This window comes from Variovorax sp. J22G73 (assembly GCF_030317035.1).
Classification (GTDB): Bacteria; Pseudomonadota; Gammaproteobacteria; order Burkholderiales; family Burkholderiaceae_C; genus Variovorax.
This window is the reverse complement of the sequence record NZ_JASZYK010000006.1, coordinates 120,736-144,771: the sequence shown is the minus strand read 5'-3', so window position 1 is coordinate 144,771 and position 24,036 is coordinate 120,736. Positions and strand designations below refer to the sequence as shown.

The following is a 24,036-nucleotide window of genomic DNA, read 5'->3' as shown; positions in this document are numbered from 1 at the left end:
AAGGTCAGGGTTCAGTACAGCGGCGGGAACACGGCGGGCCCCCACAGCGTGTCGCACTTGTGCGCCTGCTCGAACGCGTTGCGCGAGGTCTTGACGGCGGGGTAGCTGAAGTCGATCAGCGCGCGGTCCGACGGTCCCGTGAAGCGCGGCCAGGGCGTGGCGACCTCGTGGCCGTCGCCGTTCGGGTCGCCGTTCTTCGCGAAGTTGAGCAGGTACGAAACCATCTGCGCCGACAGCGCCTTGCGCTGCGCCGTGGTGGCCGCGTCTGGCGTGGCGCTGCCGGGGTCGAAGTACGGGTAGCTGGGCAGCGCGTCGACCGTGCCGGTGAAGTAGTAGCTGTCCATGCCGTGCGCGGTGCCGTAGTAGAAATTCGTGGGGCTCGCTGGGAACGAGAGCTGCGGGTCGGTCAGCTCCCAGCCGTACACCGGCACCCAGGCCGACAGCGCATCGCGCCGCGCGCTGTTGCCGCAGGCGTACAGCGCGTCGCCCATGGCCCGCGCGAAGCCCTGCGCGGGCACGGCGTAGCTGCCGACCGGGTACGCGGCCTCGATGGCCGTGGTGTCGTACCCCGCCGGTGCCAGGCTGCGCAGGTACAGCGGGTAGTTGTCGGCGCTCAGCTTCGTGTCGACGAACAGCGTGCCCTCGTCGTACACGCCGCCGATCATCACGGGCACCTGGTTGAAGTTGCCGCTCTGGAAGGCGCGCGCGGGCACCTGCGTGATGACCTGCGCGTCCACCGTGGGTCGCCACTTGAGCCCGCCCTGGCCGAGCAGCGCCGACACGGGCAGCGCGCGCAGGCAGGCGACCACGTCGGCCGCGGTGTTGCAGCCCAGGTTCTTCACCGCCATGTCGCCGACGGCCAGCGAGGTGTCCATGCTCGGGTTCGAGTACTCGGCCGAACCGCCGCTCTGCATCACCGCGCGCTGGAACAGCCCCTTGGCCTTGGGCGACTGCAGCAGCGAGAAGCTCTGCGTGGCGCCGGCCGAGGTGCCCCACAGCGTGACGTTGCCCGCGTCGCCGCCGAAGGCCGCGATGTTCTTCTGCACCCAGCCCAGCGCGGCGAGCTGGTCCATCACCGCGAAGTTGCCGAGGCTGCCGTCCTTGTTGGCCGCGCGCAGCGCCTGGTTGGCCAGGTAGCCGAGCGCGCCCAGCCGGTAGTTCAGGCTGACCACCACCACGCCGCGGCTGGCCAGCGGGCTCGGGCCCATCTCGCCCGAGCCGAGCGTGAAGGCGCCGCCGTGGATGTAGAAGACCACCGGCAGCCGGTCGCCGGGCTTCGTGCCCGCGGGTTTCCACACGTTCAGGTAGAGGCAGTCTTCGGCAATCGGCGACGACACCGCGCCGGTCGCCTGCGGGCAGGCGTTGCCGAAGGCCTTGGCCTGCAGCGTGCCGGTGCGCGCGGCCGGCGGTTGCGGCGGCGCCCAGCGCAGCGCGCCCACCGGCGCCTGCGCATAGGGAATGCCGAGAAAGGACACCACCTCGGCGCCGGCCGTGCCCGCGACCTGGCCCTCGGTGGTCGTGGCGAGCGAGAGGTCCTGCGCGGGTGGTGGCGCCACCGGCGCCGGGGGCTCGGCTGTCGCGGGTGTGGCGGAAGGTGGCAGCGCGATGCCGCCGAAACCCGTGGCGCCCCCGCCGCCGCCGCAGGCCGAGAGCGACAGCGCGAGCGCCAGGGTCAGCGCGAGGCCGGGGATGTGTCCGTTCTTCATGAATGCGTCTCCTCGAAGGGAATCGAATGGCGATGGGGCGGAAAGACCGCGACCGTCAGGGCGCTTCGTAGCCGATGGTTTTGACCAGCTCGCGGTAGCGCGCCACCTCGCTCGCGTAGAACTTCTCGCCCGCCTCCAGGCTCATCGGCTCGAAGACCGTCTTGGCCTGCGACTCCAGCTGCGCGCGTGCATGCGGGTTCTTCAGCGCGGTCGCGATCGCCGCGTTCAGCCGCTCGGCCACCGGCTGCGGCGTGCCCTTGCGCACCATGTACGAGGTCCAGATGCCGAAGTCGAACTCCTTCATGTCCTTGCTCTGCGCGCTGGTCTGCAGCGTGTCGAAGGGCGCGGGCAGGCGCTTGCCCGGAGAGAGCGAGCCGACCAGGCGCAGGCGGCCCTGGTTCACGTAGTCCACGTAGAAGGCCTGGTAGGGCATGAACGCGAAGTCGATCTGCCCGCCGAGCAGGTCCTGGATGATCGGCGCGCCGCCCTTGTAGGGCACGTGCGTGAGGGGCGCGCCGGTGCGCCGGGTGAAGAGCTCGCCGAGCAGGTGGTACAGCGTGCCCGCGCCCGGCGTGCCGTAGCTCAACGGCGCGTCCTTGCGGGCGCGCGCCAGCGCCACGAACTCGTCCAGCGAATGCACCGGCAGCTTGCTGTTGACCACCAGCACCAGCGGCGAGGTCGCCACCGGCGCGATCCACTGGAAGTCCTCGGGCTTGTAGCGCGTGCTCTTGTTCACCAGCCCCGACAGGATCAGCTCGTTGGGCGAGCCCTGGAACAGGTAGTGGCCGTCGGCCGGCGCACCGAGCACCTTGGCCGCGGCGATGGCGCCGGTCGCCCCGCCGATGTTCTCCACGATCACCGGGCCGCCGAGCGCCTTGGCGAAGGGTTCGCTCAGCGCCCGCGCGGTGAAGTCGCTGGCCGCGCCGGCGGGGTAGGGGACCATCAGCGTGACCACCTTCGAGGGGAAGGCGGGTGGCTGTGCTTGTGACTGCGCTTGTGGCTGCGCTTGCGCCGTCCCCGCCGTGCCGCAGCCCAGAAAAGCTAGCGCGCAGAGCCATCGGCCGAATCGTTTCATGGTGAATTCCTGGGTCTTGAGTGGTGTGCGCTGGATGCTAGGAATCGGTCTTTCATCCGTCCAATGCATTGTTTTTGTCATTACCATGCGCATCACTCATGCAGACCCCGCATGCAAACACGCTCGCGCCACCGCCATGAACCTCCAGCAACTCGACCACTTGCTCGCGCTTGCGGAAACCGGCTCCTTCAGCCGCGCTTCCGAGAAGGTGCACCTCACGCAGCCGGCGCTCAGCCGCAGCATCCAGATGCTCGAACAGGAGCTGGGCATGCAGCTGGTGGACCGCATCGGCAAGCGCAACGAGCTCACGCCCTTCGGCGCGATGGTGCTGGCGCGCGCCAAGCGCATCTCGACGGAAGCGCACGAGCTCAAGCGCGCCGCGGCGCTGCTGGCCGACGGGCAGGCGGGCTCGGTGCGGCTGGGGCTCGGCGCGGCGCCCGGCGCGTTGTTCTCGGGCCCCTTGCTGATCGAGATGCTGCGCAAGCACCCGCGCGTGGGGCTGCAGCTGCACGGCGGCAGTCCCGAGCTCCAGCTGGCGGCGTTGCGGGCGCGCACGCTCGACGCGCTGGTGCTCACCTACCGCGCGGTGCCGCCGCGCGAAGACCTGCACATCGAGGTGCTGCCCACCATGCGCTCGGGCTTCGTCTGCCGGCGCGACCATCCGCTGCTCGCGCAGGGCGGCGGCAAGCCCGTGCGCTTCGACGCGCTCACGCGCTACCCGGTGATCTCCACGATGGTGAGCGACGACGTGGCGCGCACGCTGGTGGCGCGCTACGGCAGCGACGCCAGCCCGCAGCGCTGGCTGCACGTGTCATCGGAAGACATCGGTGCGCTGATTGGCGCGGTGCGCAACACCGACGCCATCTTCCTGGGCGTGCTGGCGGCCACGCGCGCGCTGCAGGACAGCGGCGAGCTGGCCGAGCTGAAGGTGCACCCCGCGGCGGGGCTGAGCGCGCAGTTCGCCTTCGTCACGCTCGAAGGCCGCACCGAGGCGCCCGCGCTGCAACTGGTACGCAGCTTCTGCGTGGCGACCGCGCGCTCCGGCGCCGGTCGCCCCGCCTCGACTCAGCCGACCGCGTAGTCCACCTGGTGCCGCGCGATGCGCAGGTCGCCCAGTTCTTCGCGCACGCGCAGATGCGCCGGGTGCGTGGCATAGCCGTCGAGCGACGCCTGGCTGTCGAACTCGCTGTACAGCACCACGTCGCAGGCATAGCCGATGCCGCTCGAATCCACGCCGACCTCCAGGTGCAGCAGCCCCGGGATCTGCCCGCGCAGCGATTCGAACTGGCGCTTGAGCAGCGCGCGGGCCTGCGCCTTTTCTTCCGGCGTGTCGCCGCGCAGGTCCCACATGACGATGTGCTTCAACACGGGCGCGGGCATCGGCGTGGGCATGGTGCGCGCGTTCATTCGGCCGGCGGAAAGCCGACCTTCTGCGGCCACAGGTTGGTGAAGGCCAGCACCGAGCTGCTGGCGTAGAGCCCGGCGCGGGTGAAGGGCTCGTTCGCCTGCCATTGCTCGGCCGCGGCGCGGCTGTCGAAGTCGATGGCCAGCAGGCTGCCGACCATGGTCTTGCCGTCGTCGGCCAGCAGCGGGCCGGCGAAGGCCATGCGGTCGGCCACATGGGCCAGGTAGGCCTTGTGCTCGGGGCGCACCGCGGTGCGCAGCGCGGCCGAGCCGGGCTTGTCCAGAAGATGAAAAACGAAGATCACGCGAGGCTCCTGCGTTCAGTGGCATGGGGGATGCCGGCCGATGGTAAGCAGGCGCGGCGCGAAACGCCATGCGCTGCGGGCCCCGTGCGTGAAGAACAGTTTTCCGCTGGCGCGCGGAAGCCGCGAGCGTTCGACGCGGCGAGGCTGCCTACCAGCCCATCTGCTTCGCCGCCAGTTCCTTCATGATGTCCTCGGCGCCGCCGCCGATCATCATCACCTTCACCTCGCGGTAGATGCGCTCGCTCACGGTGCCGCGCATGAAGCCCATGCCGCCCAGGACCTGCACGGCCTGGTCGGCGCAGAACTGCATGGTCTGCGTCGCGTGGTTCTTCAACAGGCAGATCTGCGCGACCCATTCCGGCGCGTTGTGGCGACCTGCGGCTTCGAGCGCATCGCCTTCTGCGGACACCGCTTCCAGCCATGCCTCGGTCGACGCGATGCGCATCTGCATGTCGACCAGCTTGTGGCGCACCGCCTGGTGTTCGATGAGCGCGGCGCCGAAGGTCTTGCGCTCGCGCGCCCATGCCAGCGCCTCGTCCAGGCACGCCTGCGAGAAGCCCAGCGCGCCCGCGGCCAGGCCGATGCGCTCGCCGTTGAAGTTGCCCATGACCATGCGAAAGCCCGCGCCCTCTTCGCCGAGCAGGTAGCGCGCGGGCACGCGCACGTTGTCGAAGTGCAGCGTGGCGGTGTCGGAGCACAGCCAGCCCATCTTCGACAGGCGCGTGCGCGAGAGGCCCGGCGCATCGCCCGGCACCAGCAGCATCGAGATGCCGCCCGCGCCGCGGCCCTCGCCGGTGCGCACGGCCACGGTGATCCAGTCGGCGCGCATGCCGGAGGTGATGAAGGTCTTCTCGCCGTTCACCACGTAGTGCGCGCCGTCGCGCCGCGCGGTGGTGCGCAGCGCGGCCACGTCGGAGCCGCCGCCGGGCTCGGTGATGGCCAGCGCCGCGATCTGCTCGCCGCGCAGCACCGGCGGCACCACCTCCTGGCGCACCGCCTCGCTGCCGTGCAGCACCACCGGCGGCAGGCCGATGTTGTGCGAGAACATGCTGGCGAGCACGCCGCCGCTCTGGCCGTGGCGCGCCAGCGCGATCCATGCGGGCAGCTTCAGCGCGTAGGAGGCCGGCGTGCCGCCCAGTTCCTCGGGGTAGCCCAGGCCCAGCAGGCCGAGCTCGGCGGCGCGTGCGTACAGCGCGCGCGGGAACTCGCCCGCGTCGTCCCAGGCCTGCACGTGCGGCGCGATCTCGATTTGCGCGAAGCGCCGCACCGTGTCGGCGAGCGCCGCGCGGTCGGCGTTCAGTTCGTCGTTCACCGGCGCGCCCTCAGACGCGCGGCGCCCGCTTGGCGATGCCCATGGTCTTCGCGAGGATGCCCAGCATCACCTCGTCCGCGCCGCCGCCGATGGAGCCGAGCCGGCCGTCGCGGTAAAGCCGCGAGACGCGGTTTTCGAGCGTGAAGCCCATGCCGCCCCAGAACTGCAGGCAGGTGTCGGCCACCTGGCGCGTGAGGCGCCCGGTCTTGAGCTTGGCCATCGACGCGAGCTCGAGCACGTCTTCGCCCTGCACATGCAGGTCGCAGGCGCGGTAGGTGAGCGCGCGCAGCGCCTCCACCTCGGTCTTGAGCTCGGCCAGCTTGAACTGCACCCACTGCTGGTCGGCCAGCGTGCCGCCGAACATCTGGCGCTGCTGCGCCCATTCGATGGTCTGCGCGATGCAGTCTTCCATCGACTCGAGCGAACTCGCCGCGGCCCACAGCCGCTCTTCCTGGAACTGCTGCATCTGGTAGATGAAGCCCTGGCCCTCCTCGCCGATGCGGTAGCGCTGCGGCACGCGCACGTTGTCGAAGTAGATGAGGCCGGTGTCGCTGGAGTTCATGCCGATCTTGCGGATCTTCTTCGCCTTCTCGATGCCGGGGCTGTCCATGGGCACCATCACCAGCGACTTGTTGCGGTGCACGGGGCCGTCGCTGGTGTTGACCAGCATGCACATCCAGTCGGCCTGCAGGCTGTTGGTGATCCACATCTTCTGGCCGCTGATGAGGTAGTCGTCGCCGTCCTTGCGCGCGTGGCTCTTCAGGCCCGCCACGTCGCTGCCGGCGCCGGGCTCGCTCACGCCGATGCAGCCCACCATGTCGCCCGCGATGGCGGGCGCCAGGAACTCGCGGCGCAGCGCGTCGCTGCCGAAGCGCGCGAGCGCGGGCGTGCACATGTCGGTCTGCACGCCGATGGCCATGGGCACGCCGCCGCAGCTCACGTGGCCCAGCGCCTCGGCCATGGCCATGGCGTACGAGTAGTCGAGCCCGCCGCCGCCGAAGGCCTCGGGCTTGTTCAGCCCCAGCAGGCCGAGGTTGCCGAGCTTCTTGAAGACCTGGTGCGCGGGAAAGATCTCGGCCTCTTCCCATTCGTCCACGTGCGGGTTGATTTCTTCGTCGATGAAGCGGCGCAGGGTCTTCTGGATCTCGAGGTGTTCGTGCGTGTACTGCATGGGGGGTTGTCTCCGGTCTTCTGTTCGTTTGTTCGTTCTTTATTTGTCCTGCGCATCCTGGAAGACGCGTGGCGTCCGCGCCAGGTGGAAGCCGTCGAAGGGCTTCACCGCCTCGCGCTGCCGCGCCTGCGCGTCGGGCAGTTCCATGGGCCAGCCCATGCGCACCTGCGGCCGCGCGCCGTCCACGCGCAGCACGGTGCCGCTGATGAAGCTGGCCGCGGGGCACAGCAGGAAGGCGATGGCGGCGGAGGTCTCGGCCTCGGTGCCGAAGCGGCCCGCGGGCAGCGTCTTGCGCATGGCGCGCAGCATGTCGCCGGCCTCGGGCGGGTAGTGGTCCATGCCGCTCGATGCGATGTAGCCCGGCGCCACCGCGTTCACGCGCACGCCGCTCACGGCCCACTCGGCCGCGGCCGTCTCGGTGAAGCTCACCATGCCCGCGCGCGCCGCGCCGCTGTGGCCCATGTTGGGCATGGAGCCCCAGATGTCGGCCACGATGTTGACGATGGCGCCGCCGTGCGCCTGCATGCTCTGCAGGTAGCACTCGCGCGCCACCAGGAAGCCGCCCGTGAGGTTGGTGTGGATCACCGCCTCCCAGCCCTTGGCCGAGATGGCGTGCAGCGGCGTGATGTACTGGCCGCCCGCGTTGTTGACGAGCCCGTCGATGCGGCCCTGCGCCGCGACGACGGCGCCGATGGCCGCGCGCACCGCGTCTTCCTGGCGGATGTCGAAGGCCTGCGTGCTGGCCTTGCCGCCGGCGGCCTCGATCTCGGCTTTCACCGCGTCCAGCTTGTCCTGCTTGCGGCCGACCAGCACCACGTGCGCGCCGAGCGCGGCGAGTTCGTGCGCGGTGCAGCGGCCGATGCCCGAGCCGCCGCCCGTGACGACGATGACCTGCCCGTCGAAGAGGCCGGGCGTGAAGACGGAGCGGTAGCGAGAAGGAGCATTCATGTCGGAAACTTTCAAGAACTTGGGTGGACGCGCGTCATGCGGCAGCGGCAACGTCGGTTGCTTCGGCTGCATCTGAAACCTCCGCGACCACGTGCCGGGCGGCCACCTGCGCACCGACCGCGACATGCAGCGCGACACGGCCCGCGCGCGGCGCGCAGTGCACGTGCTCCATCTTCATCGCCTCCAGCGTGACCAGCGGCTGCCCTGCGGCCACGGCATCGCCTTCGGCCACGAGCAGCGCGATGACGCGGCCGTTCATGGAGGCGCGCAGCAGGCCGTCGCCGCCGCCGTCGCCCGCGCGGGCCACCGCCACGTGCGTGAGGTCGTCGAGCCGGAACGCGCGGCCGCGGAAATGAAAGAACGGAAAGTGCGCGCGGCCCGGCTCGCGCACGACCATGGCCTGCTCGGCCAGTCCGCCGCACGCGAAGCGCAGCGCGCCGTGGTCTTGCAGGGCCAGCAGCGCGACCTGCGTGGCGGGCCGGTCGTCCAGCGCCACGTCGAACGCGCCCTTGCCGCGCGGCGTCACGCGCGCCGCATGCACCACGCCGTCGAGCGAGAAGCGCAAGGCATTCGGCAGCGTGTGCGCCAGCGGAGACGGCCATCCGCGCTCGCCGAGTTGCAGCAGCAGGGCGGCCAGCAAGGCGGCTTGCGTGTCGGTGGCGGCATCGGGTGCGAGCAGCGCATCGACATGGTCGGCAATGAAGGCGGTCGTCGCCTCGCCGCGTGCGAACACCGGGTGCGACAGCGCGCGTTGCAGCAAGGCCTGGTTGGTCGCGATGCCGAGCGCCACCGTGTCCCGCAGGCCGGCGACGAGCCGGTGGCGGGCTTCGTCGCGCGTGCGGCCGTGCGCCACCAGCTTGGCGATCATCGAGTCGTAGAAGGGCGGCACGGCCGCGCCGTCGCGCAGCGCGTGCTCGGTGCGCAGCACGGGCGAGGGCCGCCACGCGGCGAGCGTGCCGCTCTGCGGCATGAAGCCCTGCTGCGGGTCTTCGGCGCACAGGCGCACCTCGATCGCGTGGCCGCTGATGCGCACCTGCTGCTGCGTGATCGGCAACGGCTCGCCGGCGGCCACGCGCAGCTGCAGCTCGACCAGGTCGAGCCCGGTCACGGCCTCGGTCACGGGGTGCTCGACCTGCAGGCGGGTGTTCATTTCCATGAACCAGTACTGGCCCTCGGCGTCGAGCAGGAACTCGAGCGTGCCCGCGCCTTCGTACCCGATGGCCTTCGCCGCGGCCACGGCCGTGGCACCCATGCGCTCGCGCAAGGCCTCGGACACGGCGGGCGAGGGCGCCTCCTCGATCACCTTCTGGTGCCTGCGCTGCACCGAGCAATCGCGCTCGCCCAGGTGGATGGCGTGGCCGTGCCGGTCGGCGAACACCTGCACCTCGATGTGGCGCGGCGCGACGATGGCGCGCTCCAGGATCACCGTGGCATCGCCGAAGGCGTTGAGCGCTTCGGACTGCGCGCTGCGCAGCAACTCGTCGAACTGCGCGGCCGAACTCACGAGCCGCATGCCGCGCCCGCCGCCGCCGGCCGTGGCCTTGATCATCACGGGCCAGCCGATGCGCGCGGCTTCGGCAGCGAGCGTGGCGGCGCGCTGGTCTTCGCCCTGGAAGCCCGGAATGCAGGGCACGCCCGCGGCCTGCATCAGCCGCTTGGCGCCGGCCTTGTCGCCCATCGCGCGAATGGCGTCGGGCGATGGGCCGATGAAGACCAGGCCGGCGTCGCGGCAGGCCTGCGCGAACGCGGCGTTCTCCGCGAGAAAGCCGTAGCCGGGGTGCACGGCGTCGGCGCCGCTGGTGCGCGCGGCCTCGATGACGGCGGCGATGTTCAGGTAGCTCTGCGCGGGCAGCGCTTCGCCGATGCACACGGCCTGGTCGGCCTGGCGCACGTGCTCGGCGTCGGCATCGGCGGTGGAATACACGGCCACGGTGCGGTAGCCCATGGCGCGCGCGGTGCGCATCACGCGCACGGCGATTTCGCCGCGGTTGGCGATCAGGATTTTTTGAAAACCACTCATGGCCGTGCCACCGAGAACTGCATGGCCTGCGGCGTGCGCGCATCGGCGTCGCGGCACACGGAGAGCACCTCGGCCAGCACGGCGCGCGTGTCGCGCGGGTCGATCACGCCGTCGTCCAGCAGCAGCGCGCTGGTGGTGAACACGCTCATCTGCCGGTCGAAGCGCTCGACGATCTGCTGCTGCATCGCGTCGATCTTCGCGTGGTCGACCACGCCCTTGCCGCCGTCCTTGCGCGCCATGCCGGCCTCCATGACGATGGCCATGGTCTTTGCGGCCTGCTCGCCGCCCATCACCGCGGTGCGCGCGTTGGGCCAGCTGAAGCAGAAGCGCGGCGCGAAGCCGCGGCCGCACATGCCGTAGTTGCCCGCGCCGTACGAGGCGCCGCAGTGCAGCGTGATCTGCGGCACGGTGGCGTTGGTCACGGCCTGGATCATCTTGGCGCCGTGCTTGATGATGCCGGCCTCTTCATGCGCGCGGCCCACCATGTAGCCGGTGATGTTCTGCAGGTAGACGATGGGGGTGCGCGACTGGCAGCACGCCTGGATGAAGTGCGTGGCCTTGGTGGCGCCGTCGGAGTCGATGGGCCCGTTGTTGGTGACGAGGCCCACCGCATGCCCTTCGAGGCGGATGTGGCCGCACACGGTGGCGCTGCCGTAGTGCTCGCTGAACTCCAGGAACTCGGAGCCGTCGGCAATGCGCGCGATGACCTCGCGCATGTCCACCGGCCGCCGGCCGTCGCTGGGCATGAGGCCCAGCAGGTCTTCGGCGTCGTGGCGCGGAGGGGCGAAGGGGCGCGGCTTGTCTTCGCGCGCCCAGTCGATGCCGCCCAAAATCGAGCGCGCGATGCGGATGGCGTCGCGGTCGTCCTCGGCCAGGTAGTCGCCCAGGCCGGAAACATGGGTGTGCATCACGGCGCCGCCCAGTTCCTCTTCGGTCGCGATCTCGCCGGTGGCGGCCTTCAGCAGCGGCGGGCCGGCAAGAAAGGCCCGGGTGCGGTCGCGCACCATCACGATGTAGTCGGACAGGCCCGTCTGGTAGGCGCCGCCCGCGGTCGAGGAGCCGTGCGTCACCGTCACGACCGGCAGCCCGGCGGCCGACAGCCGCGCGAGGTTGCGAAAGATGTTGCCGCCGCGCACGAAGTCCTGCACGCGGTACTGCATGAGGTTGGCGCCCGCGCTTTCCACCAGCTGCACGTAGGGGAGCTTGTTTTCCAGCGCGATCTCCTGCACGCGCAACTGCTTGTCCAGCCCCATGGGCTGCAGCGCGCCGGCGTCGATGCCGGAGTCGGAGGCGTTCACCATGCAGCGCACGCCCGCCACCTGGCCGATGCCCGAAATCAGCCCGCCGCCGGGCACGCTCTTCGACAGGTCGGGGTTGTCCTGCCCCAGCCCCGCGAGCGAGGCCAGCGGAAGAAAGGGGGCGCCGGTGTCCAGCAGCAGCGCGATGCGCTCGCGCGGCAGCAGTTGGCCGCGCCTGGCGAAGCGCTCGGCCGAGGCGCCGGAGGCGGCCGCGGCACGGGCCTCGTGGGTGCGCACCTCGCCGAGCAGTGCGAGCATCGCCGCGCGGTTGGCCTGGAAGGTGTCGCTGGCCGCGTGCAGCCGGGATTCGATGACGGGCATGGGGTGTCTGTACGGGTCGTTGTTGTCGCTCTGTACAGACTGTAGGAGGGGCCCGCCGGCCCTGCTTGCGCCAACTAGCTGGTCGGCTGGCTCAGCTGATACGTGGGTGCCGCACGCCTGCGGCCGGCGTCGTGTCCAGGCTGCTGCCGGTCACCACCCAGTAGATGAAGATGAGCACCGCGCCGGCCGTGCCGAACACCGTGAGGCTCATGGAGCTGCCGCCGATGGCCAGCGCGTCGACCGGCGCGGCGGCGGTGCAGATCATGTCGGCCGCGCTCATGCCCACGTAGTGCATGGTGCACACGGCCAGCCCCATCACCGCGGCGGCCGCCACCTTGTGCGTGAAGCGGCGCAGGTTGAAGGCCAGCCACAGCGCCGCGGCCGCCGCGCTCACCGCGATGACCACCGACAGCCCGACGCGCGCGATGTCGAAGTCCATCGAGGCGCGCATGTTCATCGCGAACATGCCCATGTAGTGCATCACGCACACGCCGGCGCCGGCCAGCAGGCTGCCGCCCAGCCAGCCCGACTTGCTGAACTGGCGGCGCCCGCCCGCCATGTACAGCGCAATGCCCGAGATGAGCACCGCCGCCACCAGCGACACCACCGTGAGCGGCACGTTGTACGAGATGGCCACCGGCAGCCGGTACGCCAGCATGCCGATGAAGTGCATCGACCAGATGCCGATGCCGCCCAGCGCCACGGCGGCGCAGGCCACCACGGCGAGGTTGGGCTTGCCGTCCGCGCCGACCATGCGCCCGGCGCAGATCAGCGCCACCAGCGAGCCCGCGAACGAGATGAAGAACGAAAGCGCCACCATGCCCACGGAGTACTCGGGCGAAAGCAGCTGGCCTGTGACGAGCGGAGTCATGAGGAGGGTTCCTTTCAGTGAAGAACAAGAACGCCCGCGACCCCCGAAAACCCCTGCCTGACCGGTACGCCGCGAGACGTGCCGATCAGTCTGTAATGTTTGTTATTAAAAGTAAACAGGTATTTACACTTCTTGTTACGCTACCTGACAGGGTTGATTCGATATATCGCATTGTTCCGATCGGCCGACACGTAGACCGTGCCGTCGCGCCCCACGGCCACGCCCGTCACCACGTAGGGCGGCGGCATTCCGGGCCCGGGCGCGAGGCCGATCGGCAGGTTCTCGGCCACCGTGCGGCGGCTGCCGTCGGCCGGGTCGATTTCCACCAGTCGGCGCGCCGCGCTCTCGGCTACCACGAAGCTGCCCCACGGTGTTTGCGCCAGGCCCTCGGGCAGCGCCAGGCCGTCGGCCACGGTGCGCAGCGGCGCGCTGGCGTCCAGAGGAATGCGCAGCAGCTTGCCGGCGGCCTCGGTGACGTAGAGCGCGCCGTCCTGCCCGACGACCATCTGCACCGGGCCGTTCAGGCCGCTGGCAATCACCGACTTCTGGGCGAACCTGGGTCCGCTGGCGCGCGTGATGCTGCCGGTGGCGATCTCGGCGTAGACCACGCTGCCATCGGGCATTGGAATGGCGTCGAAGGGCGCCTTCAGGCCGTGGATGACGTCCACCGTCTTCAGCGTCTGGCGGTCGACCAGCTGCACCGAGCCGGTGAACCACGAGGTCAGCGCGATGAGTTTCGGCGACAGCCCGACCGCGAACGGGTAGTCGAGCTCGGGCTCGCGCTGCATGCGGAACACGTCGTGCACCTCGCCCGTGCGCACGTCGACCCGGCGAAAGCCGAACACGTCGGCCACCCACAGGTCGTTGCCGTCGATCTTCATGCCGGCCGGCACCGCCACCTTGCCGCTGGTGAGCGTGCGCAGCTCGCCGGTGGCGGGGTTGAAGGCCTGCACCTCGTTGTTGGCCATGTTGGACACGTAGATGGTGCCGTCCGGCGTGTCCTTCGCGATGGCCAGGTTGTCCAGCGAGGGCCGCAACTGCTTCGCGACGGTCTTGCGGCCGGTGGCCAGCTCCACCTTCACCAGCTCGCCGCTGCGCGCGTCGACCACCCAGAGGTTGCCCTTGCCGTCGAGGTTGGCGGCGGCCGGGATCTGGAAGCCGTCCGCGATGACGGTCATGGCGCCGTTGGCCGGGTCGATCTTCACCACCTGGCCCTTGAACCACAGCGGCCCGTAGAGCATGCCGTCGGGGCCGGCCTCGAAGCCGTTGAAGCCGCCCATGTCCTTCTTGATGAGCCGCGGCGGCTTCTGGCCTTCGCGGTCGATCTCCCACAGCGCGTCGCCCAGGAACACCTGCGAGGCGTAGAGCTTGCCGTTGCGGCGGTCGAAGTCCAGCGAGTTCAGGCCGGGCAGGTCCTTGGCCAGCACGCGCAGCGGGGCGCTGTCGCTCTCGCGGTAGCGCAGCATGCCCATGAGGTAGTTGGTCCACGCCAGCTCGCCCTTCGGTCCCACGGCGATGTCGTCGGCCTGGCCTTCGGGCGCGTCGACCAGCACCTTGGCCGCGCCGGTGGTGCGGTCGACTTCCCACAGCGTGTTGCCTAGCACCGAGCCCGCGAGCAGCCGGCCCTTGCCGTCGATGGCCAGGCCGTGTACGCCAGCGAAGGACGAGGGCGCGACCAGCACCTCGGGCGCGGCCCACGAGGCCGGCCGGGTGGCGGCCGGCGCCTTGGATATGTTGACGGACGGTGCCGAGAAAGGCGCCATCACCGAGCCGCACGCGCTTAGCAGGGCGAGGCCGGTGGCGAGCAGGGCGCCGCGAAGGGCGCCGGACGAAAGACGGGTCATGCGTTGTGTCTCCTCTTTGTGGTCGCGCGACGGGGCGCGCGAGGCAGTCTAGGAGGCGGGGCGGGGCGTGGAGTCGCTCCCGGGACACGGTGCGGACTTTCGTCCGCTGGGGCTTACCCGGCCGTTCGGCTGCCGCTGGCGGCCGCTCAGCCGTTCGTCGTTCAGCCGCGCAGCAGCTGCGTGACCGTGTGGATCAGCAAACCCACCAGCCCGCCCACCAGCGTGCCGTTGATGCGGATGAACTGCAGGTCGCGCCCGATGTGGCGCTCCAGCTCCAGCGTCATTTCCTGCGCGTTCCACTCGCCCACGCGCTCCTCGATGTAGCGGCGGATGTCCTCGCGGTAGCGCTCGATGGCCAGCGGCGCGGCGGCCTCGATCTGCTCGTTGATCCAGCGGCGGATGGCCTCGTCGCCCTGCAGCCGCGTGCCCAGCGCGCCGGCCATCGAGGCGATGCGCTGGCGAATGGTCGAGTCGTGGCGGCCCAGGTCGTCGTGCAGCCAGCCCAGCAGCTCGCCCCACAGGCCGTGCAGGTAGTCGCCCAGCGCGGGGTGCGCGATGAGCTCGGCGCGAATCTGCTCGCCGCGCTGCTGGAACTCGGGGTCCAGCTTCAGGCGCACGACGAAGTCGTCGACGAAGTGGTCGAAGCGCTTGCGCATCGGGTGGTCGGGCTCGGCCGCCAGCTCGCCGATGGTGCGCGCCACGGCCGCCACGATCTTGCGCGTGGCCAGCTTGGCGGCCACCTGGTCCAGGCCCACGTAGCGCAGCGTCTTGATCTCGCGCGCGATGGCCTCGGTGATGTGCGCCTGCAGCTCCTCGCCCTCGAGCAGGCCGGCCACCTGCTGCAGCACATCGTCGAGCAGCGCCTGGTGGCGCCCGCCGGCGGTGAGCGCGTCCAGCGCCTGGCCGGTGAGGCGCGAGAGGTCGATCTTCTGCAGCCCCGCAGCGGCGGCCCGGCCCATGAAGGCGCGCACCCGCTCGTCGTCGAAGGCCGCGAGCCCGTAGCGCGTGGCGGCCACGCCCCATTCGCCCAGCTTCTCGCCGCTGGCGGGGCGGGCCAGCCAGTCGGCGATGCGGCCGGCCGCGTCGAACTGCCGCACCTTGCCCAGCACCTGCGCGGTGCTCAGGAAGTTGTCGCAGATGAAGCCCGCGAGCTTGGCGCCGATGCGGTCCTTGTTGCTCGGGATGATGGCCGTGTGCGGAATCTTCAGGCCCAGCGGATGGCGAAACAGCGCCACCACCGCGAACCAGTCGGCAATGGCGCCGACCATGGCCGCCTCGGCAAAAGCCGCCACATAGCCCAAAGAGTCCCAGGCCGGGTGCCGCGCGTGCAGCACGCTGGCCGCCGCGTACAGCAGCGCGGCGCCGCACAGCAGGCCGAGCGCGACGCGCTTCATGCGTTGCAGCGCGCCGCTGTCTTGCGGGTCAGCCAATCTTGGGCGAGGTGGCCAGCCGCTCCATGAACAGCTCGCAGCGCGCCAGCTGCTCCAGGCTCACGAACTCGTCGGGCTGGTGCGCCTGCTCGATGCTGCCGGGGCCGCACACCACGGTGGGGATGCCGGCGTTCTTGAACAGGCCCGCTTCGGTGCCGAAGGCCACCAGCGTGGTGCGGTCCTCGCTGGCCAGGCGCTGGGCCAGCAGGGTGATGGGGTCGTCGGCCGAGCCCAGGAAGCTGGGAATTTCGCAGATGGTCTCGAATTGGAAGCCCGCGTCGGGCGCGACCTTCTTCATGGCCGGCTCCAGGCCGCCCGCGTAGGCCACCACGTCGCTCTGCATGCGCCTGGCGTCGGCGGTGGGCAGGTCGCGGAACTCGTAGCGGAACTCGGCGTCGCGCGGCACCACGTTGTCGGCGATGCCGCCGTGGAACTGGCCCACGCTGGCGGTGCTGAAGGGCACGTCGAAGCCTTCGTAGCGCGGCTCGTTGCGCTCGAAGTCCTCGGCCATGTCGCGCACCTTGCCGATCACGCGCGCGGCCATCTCGATGGCGTTGACCGACTTGGGCGTGAGCGACGAATGCGCCTCCTTGCCGCGCACGCAGCACTTGTAGCGGTACACGCCCTTGTGGGCGATGGCCGGCACCATGCTGGTGGGCTCGCCCACGATGCAGGCCAGCGGCTTGATGCCCGCGTCGCGCATGTCGGCAATGAGCTCCTTCACGCCGAAGCAGCCGATTTCTTCCTCGTAGCTGAAGGCGAAGTGCACCGCGAAGGGCGAGTCGCTTTCCAGGAAGCGGTGGGCGTTGGCCAGCGCGATGGCAATGAAGCTCTTCATGTCGGCCGAGCCGCGGCCGTAGAGCTTTTCGTTCTGCACCACGGCGGAGAGCGGGTCGACGCTCCAGTCCTGGCCGTCCCAGGGCACCGTGTCGGTGTGGCCCGAGACGATCACGCCGGCCGGCTTGCCTTCGCCCAGCGTGGCGAACAGGTTGGCCTTGGTGCGCTCGGCGTTGTAGGTGATGCGGCTCTTCACGCCCAGGGCCGCGAGGTGGCTCTGCGCGAAGTCGATCAGTTGGAGGTTGCTGTTGGCGCTGACGGTGTTCATGCGAACCAGCGTCTGGGCCAGCAGAAGGCTTTGGGGGGAAAGCGTGTGGAGCATGCGGCGCATTCTCCCGGAAGTCGGCGCGGCGCGTGCGTTGTCGGCCACTGCAAATGCCAGTGCCACTGCCGCCGCCAGCGTCGATGCCGTCCCGTCCTGACCTGAGGGTTTGCCCGGCACGGTCTTTGCGGGTGCAGTGGCAAAGCCTAGACTGTGAAGCATGAAACTCATCGATTCGCTCGTCACCCAGGCGGCCGGCATCGCCGCCGTCCGACGTGACCTCCACGCCCACCCTGAACTCTGCTTCGAAGAAGTCCGCACCGCCGACGTGGTGGCAGGCAAGCTCACCGAATGGGGCATTCCCATCCACCGCGGGCTGGGCACCACCGGCGTGGTGGGCATCGTCAAGAACGGCACCAGCACCCGCGCCATCGGCCTGCGCGCCGACATGGACGCGCTGCCCGTCACCGAGCTCAACACCTTCGCCCACGCCAGCCAGCACCACGGCAAGATGCACGCCTGCGGGCACGACGGCCACACCGCCATGCTGCTGGCCGCCGCGCAGCACCTGGCCAAGAACCGCAACTTCGACGGCACCGTGTACCTGATCTTCCAGCCGGCCGAAGAAGGCGGCGGCGGCGCCCGCGAGATGATCAAGGAAGGGCTCTTCGAGCAGTTCCCCATGGACGCCGTGTTCGGCATGCACAACTGGCCCGGCATGAAGGCCGGCCAGTTCGCCGTGAGCCCCGGGCCGGTGATGGCCTCGGGCAACAAGTTCCACGTGAACGTGATCGGCAAGGGCGGGCATGCCGCGCTGCCGCAGACCGGCATCGACCCGGTGCCCATCGCCTGCGAGATCGTGCAGGCCTTCCAGACCATCCTCACGCGCAAGATGAAGCCGACCGACTCGGCCGTGATCTCGGTCACCACCATCCATGCCGGCGAAACCAACAACGTGATTCCCGACAACTGCGAGCTGTCGGGCACGGTGCGCACCTTCTCGCTGGAGGTGCTCGACCTGATCGAGGCCAAGATGGAGCAGATCGCCAAACACATCTGCGCGGCGCACGACGCCACCTGCGACTTCCGCTTCGAGCGCTACTACCCGCCCACCATCAACACCGAGGCCGAGGCCGACTTCGCCCGCCGCGTGATGGGCGACATCGTGGGCCCCGACAACGTGCTGCGGCAAGAGGCCGCCATGACCTCGGAAGACTTCGCCTTCATGCTGCAGGCCAAGCCCGGCGCCTATGCCTTCATCGGCAACGGCGACGGCGCGCACCGCGACGTGCACCACGGCGAGGGCCCGTGCACGCTGCACAACGCGAGCTACGACTTCAACGACGACCTGATCCCGCTGGGCGCGACCTGCTGGGTGCAACTGGCCGAGCAGTTCCTGACGCCCGGCGGTACCACCCTATGAGCGCCGCATGATCGGCATCGCCGAGGCCTTCTCTCCGCGCTACGCCCAGGCGCGCCAGAAGTTCCTGCAGGCCTGCGTGAGCGCGGGCCTCACGGTGGAGCCGCACGCCCACCCGCTGAAGGGCCGAGACGGCGAGGAGCTGTCGATGGACGTGGCGCTCGACGGCGACGCGAACGCCGAGCGGCTGCTGGTCGTCACCAGCGCCTGCCATGGCGTGGAAGGCCATTGCGGCAGCGGCGTGCAGGTGTTTGCGCTGCACGACGCCGAGTGGCGCGAGAAGGCCAGGGCGCAGGGCGTGGCGGTGCTGTATGTGCATGCGCTGAACCCGCACGGCTTTTCGCACGGCCGGCGCGTGACGCACGAGAACGTCGACCTGAACCGGAACTTCATCGACTTCTCGAAGCCGGTGCCGGTGAACGAGCCCTACGCCAGGCTGCACGAGCTGCTGCTGCCGGCCACCTGGCCGCCGACGCCCGAGAACCAGGCGGCCGTGGCCAAGTGGATCGACAAGCACGGCGCCACCGCCTACCAGGCCGCCGTGACCAGCGGCCAGTACCAGTTCGACGACGGCCTGTTCTTCGGCGGCAAGGCGCCGACCTGGAGCAACAAGACGATCCGCAAGGTGCTGGCCACCCACGCGGGCCGCGCGAGGCGGCTCGCGTGGATCGACCTGCACACCGGGCTGGGCCCCAACGGCCTGGGCGAGCGCATCTACGCGGGCAGGGACGACAAGGCCACCTACGCGCGCGCCAACGCGTGGTGGGGCACGCCGGCCGCGCCGGTCACCTCGATCTACGACGGGTCTTCCACCTCGGCGCTGCTGCGCGGGCTGATGTGGGACGCGGTGTACGAGGAATGCCCGCAGGCCGAGTACACCGGCATCGCGCTGGAGTACGGCACGCTGCCCATCCTGGAGGTGACCGGTGCGCTGCGCGCCGACCACTGGCTGCACAAGCACCCGGAAGCGCCGGCCGACCTGGCCGACGGCATCCGGGCGCGGATGGTGGAGGCGTTCTATACCGACACCGACGCCTGGCGCGGGCAGGTCGTGAGCCAGGCCCGGCAGGCGATGTTCCAGGCGGTGGACGGGCTCGCGGGCTGAGCCTCAGGTCCTGACGCGGCCGTCGGCCGTCAGCATCGACAGCTCGACGAACTTCGAGCCCACGTGGTTCTTCGCCGAGAACGACACCTCGAACCCGCCGAACTGCTGGCGGTCGATGCTTTCCAGCCCGGCCACCAGGCTGTCGCGTGTCGGCTTGCCCGGCGCCTTGCGCAGGCCCTCGGTCAGCACCTTGGCGGCCAGGTAGCCTTCCATGCTCGAGAAGTTGGCGCTGGCTGCGTTGCCGGCCTTGCGCACCGCGTCCGCGAACTCGCGCGCCAGGGCGTTGGCCGGGTTGTAGGGGGAGGGCACCACCTGCGTGACCATCACGCCCGCGGCGTCCTTGCCCAGCTCGTCGGCCAGCGCCTGCGTGCCCACGAACGACATGTTGAAGAAGGTGCCGCCGTAGCCGGCCTTGCGTGCCTCGCGAATGAAGGCCGCGCAGGCCTTGTACGCGCCGATCTGCACCACCGCGTCGGGCCGCGCGCCCGCGATGGTCTTCACCGCCGCGGCCACGTCGTTCGAGTTGCGCTCCACCGTGGCCAGCGCCACCGGCTTGAGCTGCAGCTGTTCCAGCGCCAGCGTCACGCCGTCGAGCCCGGCCTTGCCGTAGGCGTCGTTCTGGTAGAAGACCGCGATCTTCTTCAGGCCCAGCGTGGTCAGCTGCTTGACCATCAGCGCGGTTTCGTCGTTGTACGAGGAGCGCAGGTGGAACACGTTCTTCTGGAAGGGCTCGCGCAGCGACATCGCACCGGTCAGCGGCGCGATGAACGGCACCTTGCTGTTCACCGCCAGCGGCAGCGCGGCCAGGCTGGTGGGCGTGCCGATGTAGCCGAAGAGCGCGAACACGTCCTCGTCGATCAGCTTCTGCGTGTTGGCCGCGCAGCGCTCGGGCTCGTAGCCGTCGTCCAGGTTCTTGATGACCACGTTGCGGCGGCCCGGCTGGGCGTTGTAGCTGTCCAGGAACAGCTTGGCGCCCTGGTGGAACTGGATGCCCAGCTGCGCCGCCGGACCGGTGAACGGTGCCGACTGGCCCAGCACCAGCGGTGCCTCGCCCTGCGCCCGGGCCAGGCCGAAGCCGCCCAGCGTGGCGGCCGCGCCCGCGGCCAAGGAAAAACGTCGTCGATTCATCGTCATGTTCAAAACCCCCCTCACGCGCGCTGACTCGCGCACAAATTAGACTTGCCCGATGCCCCACGCACCGGATTCATTGCTCAAAGAAGCACCCCTGCCCACCGCCACGGCCACCGTCCTGGGGGCCTGCCCCCACGACTGTCCGGACACGTGCGCGCTCGTCACCACCGTCAAGGACGGCGTGGCCGTGAAACTGCAGGGCAATGCCGCGCATTCGCACACCGGTGGCGTGCTGTGCACCAAGGTGTCGCGCTACATCGAGCGAAACGACCATGCCGAACGGCTGGTGCAGCCGCTGAAGCGCGTCGGTCCCAAGGGCAGCGGCCAGTTCGAGCCGGTGAGCTGGGACGCCGCGCTGGACGACATCGCTGCACATCTTGGCGCATTACAGGGTAAACCCGAAGACATTCTCCCCTACAGCTATGCGGGCACCATGGGCCTGGTGCAGGGCGAGTCGATGGACCGGCGCTTCTTCCACAAGCTGGGCGCGAGCCTGCTGGACCGCACCATCTGCTCCATGGCCGGCGGCGAGGCCATGGTCTACACCCTGGGCGCCAAGGTGGGCATGCGCATCGAGTTCTTCGCCGAGGCGAAGCTCATCCTGATCTGGGGCAGCAACTCCATCGCCAGCAACCTGCACTTCTGGCGCCACGTGCAGGTGGCCAAGCGGGCCGGCGCGCGGGTGGTGTGCATCGACCCGCGCAAGACCGAAACCGCCGACAAGTGCGACGAGCACGTCGCGCTGCTGCCCGGCACCGACGCCGCGCTGGCCCTGGCGCTGATGCACGAGCTCATCGTGCACGACTGGCTCGATCACGGCTACATCGCCGAGCACACGCTGGGCTGGGAACAGCTGCGCGAGCGCGCGCTTCAATGGCCGCCCTCGCGCGCGGCCGAGGTCTGCGGCATCCCCGAAGAACAGATCGTGTCGCTGGCCAAGGCCTACGGCACCACCAGGCCGGCGGCCATTCGCCTGAACTACGGCATGCAGCGCGTGCGCGGCGGCGGCAACGCGGCCCGCGCCATCGCCTGCCTGCCGGCGCTGGTGGGTGCCTGGCGCGAGCGCGCGGGCGGCGTGCTGCTGAGCAGCTCGGGCCACTACCCGGTCGACCGCGCCGCGCTGCAGCGCCCCGACCTGCTGGCCGGCCGGCGCCCGCGCACCATCAACATGAGCACCATCGGCGACGCGCTGCTGGACACCGCGCACCCGGTGAAGGCCATCGTGGTCTACAACAGCAACCCGGTGGCGGTGGCGCCCGAGTCGGCCAAGGTGGCGGCGGGCTTCGCGCGCGAAGACCTGTTCACCGTGGTGCTGGAGCAGTTTCGTACCGACACCGCCGACTACGCCGACTACCTGCTGCCCGCCACCACGCAGCTGGAGCACTGGGACATCCACTGCAGCTACGGCCACACCGACGTGCTGCTGAACCGCCCGGCCGTGGCGCCGCGCGGCGAGGCGCGCAGCAACGCCTGGGTGTTCCGCGAGCTGGCGCGCCGCATGGGCTTTACCGAGCCCTGCTTCGGCGATTCCGACGAAACGCTGTGCCGCACCGCCTTCGCCGAGCACGCCATCGACTTTCCCCAGCTGCTCGAGCAGGGCTTCACCAGCGTGAAGCTGCCCGAGGCGCCGTTCGCCGAAGGCAGATTTCCCACGCCCTCGGGCCGCTGCGAATTCTTCAGCGCCCGGCTGGAGGCCATGGGCATGAACGGCGTGCCCGACCACGTGCCCAACTGGGAGCCGGCCGGCAGCTCGGCCGAGTTCCCGCTGGCCATGATCTCGCCGCCGGCGCGCAACTTTCTCAACTCGACCTTCGTCAACGTGACCAGCCTGCGCGCCATCGAGGTGGAGCCGCTGCTCGAAATCCATGCCGACGACGCCGCCGCGCGCGGCATCGAGGACGGCGCCACGGTGCGCGTGTTCAACCAGCGCGGCGAGCACCGCTGCCGCGCCGAGGTGTCGCGTCGCGCGCGCCGCGGCGTGGTGCACGGCATGGGCATCTGGTGGCGCAAGCTGGGCATGGACGGCACCAACGTCAACGAGCTCACGAGCCAGCGCCTGACCGACATCGGCCGCGGCCCGACCTTCTACGACTGCCTGGTCGAGGTCGAGAAGGCGTGAGGCCCTTCGCCGCGCTCGCCGCACTCGCCGGGGCCGGGGCGCTGCTGGCCCTCACCGGCTGCGCCGACCTCGGTTACTACTGGCAATCGGCCAGCGGCCACATCGGCATCATGCGGGCCGCCAAGCCCGTGCCCGAGTGGCTGGCCGACCCGGCCACCTCGGCGCCCCTGAAAGCCAAGCTCGAGCTCACGCAGCGCATCCGCCGCTTCGCCACCCGCGAGCTCGGCCTGCCCGACAACCGCAGCTACACCTCGTACGCCGACCTGCACCGCGCCGCCGCGGTGTGGAACGTGGTGGCCGCGCCGCCGTATTCGCTCACGCTGAAGAGCTGGTGCTTTCCGGTGGCCGGCTGCGTGGGCTACCGGGGCTACTACAGCGAGGACGCGGCCAAGGCCGAGGCCGAGGCGCAGAAGAAGCTGAACCTCGAAGTCGCCGTGTACCCCGTGCCCGCGTACTCCACGCTGGGCTGGACCAACTGGGCCGGCGGCGATCCGCTGCTGTCCACCTTCATCGGCTACCCCGAGGGCGAGCTCGCGCGCATCGTGTTCCACGAGCTGGCGCACCAGGTGCTCTACGTGCCCGGCGACACAGTGTTCAACGAGTCGTACGCCACCGCGGTGGAGCGCATCGGCGGCGCGATGTGGCTGCAGCGCGAGGCCGGCGAGGCCGCGCGCGCGGAGTACACGCAGTTCGACGCGCAGCGCCAGGGCTTTCGCGCGCTGGCGCTGGCCACGCGCCGCGCGCTGACGCAGGTGTACGAATCGCCCGAGGCCAAGGCCGGCGACCGCGCCCGGCTCGAGGCCATGAAGCAGGCGGCCATGGCCGACTTTCGCGAGCGCTACGCCAGGCTGAAGGCCGGCTGGAGCGGCCCGCGCCAGAACGCCTACGACGGCTGGGTGGCGCGCGCCAACAACGCGGCCTTCGGCGCGCAGGGCGCGTACGACGACCTGGTGCCCAGCTTCGAGACGCTGTTCGAGCGCCAGGGCCGCGACTGGCCGCGCTTTTACACTGAGGTCAAGCGCATTGCCGCGCTGCCGACCAGCGAGGAGCGCCGCAGCGCGCTGCAGGCCGCCAGCGGCATCCTGCAAACCTATTCCAGCCCCAGCACAGACAACAAGGAACATCACGGTGCCTGACATCCACATCGAACGCAATCACACGCTGGGCATCGCCGGCGCGCGCAAGGTCGCGCACCAATGGATCGAGCAGGCCGAGCAGGAGTTCGGCCTCGAGTGCGTCTACACCCCGGGCGAGGACCGCGACGTGGCCACCTTCACGCGCGCAGGCATCGACGGCACCGTCGAGGTCACGGCCAGCACCTTCACGCTCGACGCGACGCTGGGCTTCCTGTTCAGCAGCTTCAGCGAAATGATCGAGCAGAAGATCACGCGCAACCTCGACGCGATGCTCGGCGCACCCGGCGGCGGCACCCGGCTCGCCTGAACGAACCTCCGCTC

20 protein-coding genes are annotated in these 24,036 nt (G+C 70.1%); 6 read left to right on the top strand and 14 right to left on the bottom strand.

Features of this window, described 5'->3' with window-relative positions:
* Positions 1-11: 11 nt before the first annotated feature.
* Positions 12-1,706 carry a carboxylesterase/lipase family protein gene (locus QTI51_RS22170; RefSeq protein WP_207786758.1) on the bottom strand — a complete coding sequence of 565 codons (1,695 nt, stop codon included), beginning with the start codon at positions 1,704-1,706 and terminating at the stop codon, positions 12-14.
* Positions 1,707-1,761: 55 nt separating this feature from the next.
* Positions 1,762-2,649 (bottom strand): tripartite tricarboxylate transporter substrate binding protein, encoded by an 888-nt coding sequence (locus QTI51_RS22165; protein WP_286516224.1) that lies wholly within the window; start codon positions 2,647-2,649, stop codon positions 1,762-1,764.
* A 268-nt stretch (positions 2,650-2,917) separates the two neighbouring features.
* Between QTI51_RS22165 and QTI51_RS22160 the strand changes: the two genes are divergently transcribed.
* Positions 2,918-3,862: a LysR family transcriptional regulator gene (locus QTI51_RS22160; RefSeq protein WP_116911442.1), complete on the top strand. Its 945-nt coding sequence runs from the start codon at positions 2,918-2,920 to the stop codon at positions 3,860-3,862.
* On the opposite strand, the gene QTI51_RS22155 is transcribed toward QTI51_RS22160, so the two are convergent.
* From QTI51_RS22155 to argE, 11 genes are all read right to left on the bottom strand, one after another.
* On the bottom strand, positions 3,847-4,188 hold the full coding sequence (locus QTI51_RS22155; RefSeq protein WP_286516225.1) for a Dabb family protein: 342 nt from the start codon (positions 4,186-4,188) through the stop codon (positions 3,847-3,849). The two genes, QTI51_RS22160 and QTI51_RS22155, sit on opposite strands and share 16 nt — an antisense overlap.
* A complete protein-coding gene (locus QTI51_RS22150) occupies positions 4,185-4,490 on the bottom strand; it encodes a YciI family protein (RefSeq protein WP_116911441.1) in 306 nt (101 codons plus the stop codon). The genes QTI51_RS22155 and QTI51_RS22150 overlap by 4 nt, the downstream gene beginning before the upstream one ends.
* Positions 4,491-4,638: 148 nt before the next feature.
* Positions 4,639-5,802 (bottom strand): acyl-CoA dehydrogenase family protein, encoded by a 1,164-nt coding sequence (locus QTI51_RS22145; RefSeq protein ID WP_116911440.1) that lies wholly within the window; start codon positions 5,800-5,802, stop codon positions 4,639-4,641.
* A gap of 10 nt (positions 5,803-5,812) precedes the next feature.
* Positions 5,813-6,973 (bottom strand): acyl-CoA dehydrogenase family protein, encoded by a 1,161-nt coding sequence (locus QTI51_RS22140; RefSeq protein ID WP_116911439.1) that lies wholly within the window; start codon positions 6,971-6,973, stop codon positions 5,813-5,815.
* A gap of 39 nt (positions 6,974-7,012) precedes the next feature.
* Positions 7,013-7,921, bottom strand: a complete 909-nt coding sequence (locus QTI51_RS22135; protein WP_116911640.1) for an SDR family oxidoreductase — start codon at positions 7,919-7,921, stop codon at positions 7,013-7,015.
* Positions 7,922-7,955: 34 nt separating this feature from the next.
* Positions 7,956-9,941 (bottom strand): acetyl/propionyl/methylcrotonyl-CoA carboxylase subunit alpha, encoded by a 1,986-nt coding sequence (locus QTI51_RS22130; protein ID WP_116911438.1) that lies wholly within the window; start codon positions 9,939-9,941, stop codon positions 7,956-7,958.
* Complete coding sequence (locus QTI51_RS22125; protein ID WP_116911437.1) at positions 9,938-11,560, bottom strand: acyl-CoA carboxylase subunit beta; 1,623 nt, start codon at positions 11,558-11,560, stop codon at positions 9,938-9,940. Before QTI51_RS22125 ends, QTI51_RS22130 begins: the two co-directional genes overlap by 4 nt.
* 91 nt (positions 11,561-11,651) lie before the next feature.
* Complete coding sequence (locus tag QTI51_RS22120; RefSeq protein ID WP_116911436.1) at positions 11,652-12,431, bottom strand: MHYT domain-containing protein; 780 nt, start codon at positions 12,429-12,431, stop codon at positions 11,652-11,654.
* A 140-nt stretch (positions 12,432-12,571) separates the two neighbouring features.
* The gene (locus QTI51_RS22115) at positions 12,572-14,275 is read right to left on the bottom strand and encodes a Vgb family protein (RefSeq protein WP_116911435.1); all 1,704 of its coding nucleotides are present in this window, start codon (positions 14,273-14,275) and stop codon (positions 12,572-12,574) included.
* A 161-nt stretch (positions 14,276-14,436) separates the two neighbouring features.
* Positions 14,437-15,705, bottom strand: coding sequence for a DUF445 domain-containing protein (locus QTI51_RS22110; protein WP_286516227.1), 1,269 nt, complete (start codon positions 15,703-15,705; stop codon positions 14,437-14,439).
* Positions 15,698-16,864 carry an acetylornithine deacetylase gene (argE, locus tag QTI51_RS22105; RefSeq protein WP_116911638.1) on the bottom strand — a complete coding sequence of 389 codons (1,167 nt, stop codon included), beginning with the start codon at positions 16,862-16,864 and terminating at the stop codon, positions 15,698-15,700. The genes QTI51_RS22110 and argE overlap by 8 nt, the downstream gene beginning before the upstream one ends.
* A 160-nt stretch (positions 16,865-17,024) precedes the next feature.
* On the opposite strand from argE, the gene QTI51_RS22100 reads away from it, so the two are divergent.
* Both QTI51_RS22100 and QTI51_RS22095 read left to right on the top strand, forming a co-directional pair.
* A complete protein-coding gene (locus QTI51_RS22100; RefSeq protein ID WP_116911434.1) occupies positions 17,025-18,227 on the top strand; it encodes a M20 aminoacylase family protein in 1,203 nt (400 codons plus the stop codon).
* Positions 18,228-18,234: 7 nt separating this feature from the next.
* Complete coding sequence (locus QTI51_RS22095) at positions 18,235-19,329, top strand: M14 family metallopeptidase (RefSeq protein WP_116911433.1); 1,095 nt, start codon at positions 18,235-18,237, stop codon at positions 19,327-19,329.
* Between the two features lie 3 nt (positions 19,330-19,332).
* On the opposite strand, the gene QTI51_RS22090 is transcribed toward QTI51_RS22095, so the two are convergent.
* The gene (locus QTI51_RS22090) at positions 19,333-20,463 is read right to left on the bottom strand and encodes an ABC transporter substrate-binding protein (RefSeq protein WP_116911637.1); all 1,131 of its coding nucleotides are present in this window, start codon (positions 20,461-20,463) and stop codon (positions 19,333-19,335) included.
* A 52-nt stretch (positions 20,464-20,515) separates the two neighbouring features.
* Between QTI51_RS22090 and QTI51_RS22085 the strand changes: the two genes are divergently transcribed.
* From QTI51_RS22085 to QTI51_RS22075, 3 genes are read left to right on the top strand one after another with little or no spacing between them, the layout of a single operon-like run.
* Positions 20,516-22,579, top strand: a complete 2,064-nt coding sequence (locus QTI51_RS22085; protein ID WP_116911432.1) for a molybdopterin-containing oxidoreductase family protein — start codon at positions 20,516-20,518, stop codon at positions 22,577-22,579.
* Positions 22,576-23,715 carry an aminopeptidase gene (locus QTI51_RS22080; protein WP_116911431.1) on the top strand — a complete coding sequence of 380 codons (1,140 nt, stop codon included), beginning with the start codon at positions 22,576-22,578 and terminating at the stop codon, positions 23,713-23,715. Before QTI51_RS22085 ends, QTI51_RS22080 begins: the two co-directional genes overlap by 4 nt.
* Positions 23,708-24,022 carry a polyhydroxyalkanoic acid system family protein gene (locus QTI51_RS22075; protein ID WP_116911430.1) on the top strand — a complete coding sequence of 105 codons (315 nt, stop codon included), beginning with the start codon at positions 23,708-23,710 and terminating at the stop codon, positions 24,020-24,022. Before QTI51_RS22080 ends, QTI51_RS22075 begins: the two co-directional genes overlap by 8 nt.
* Positions 24,023-24,036 lie beyond the last annotated feature (14 nt).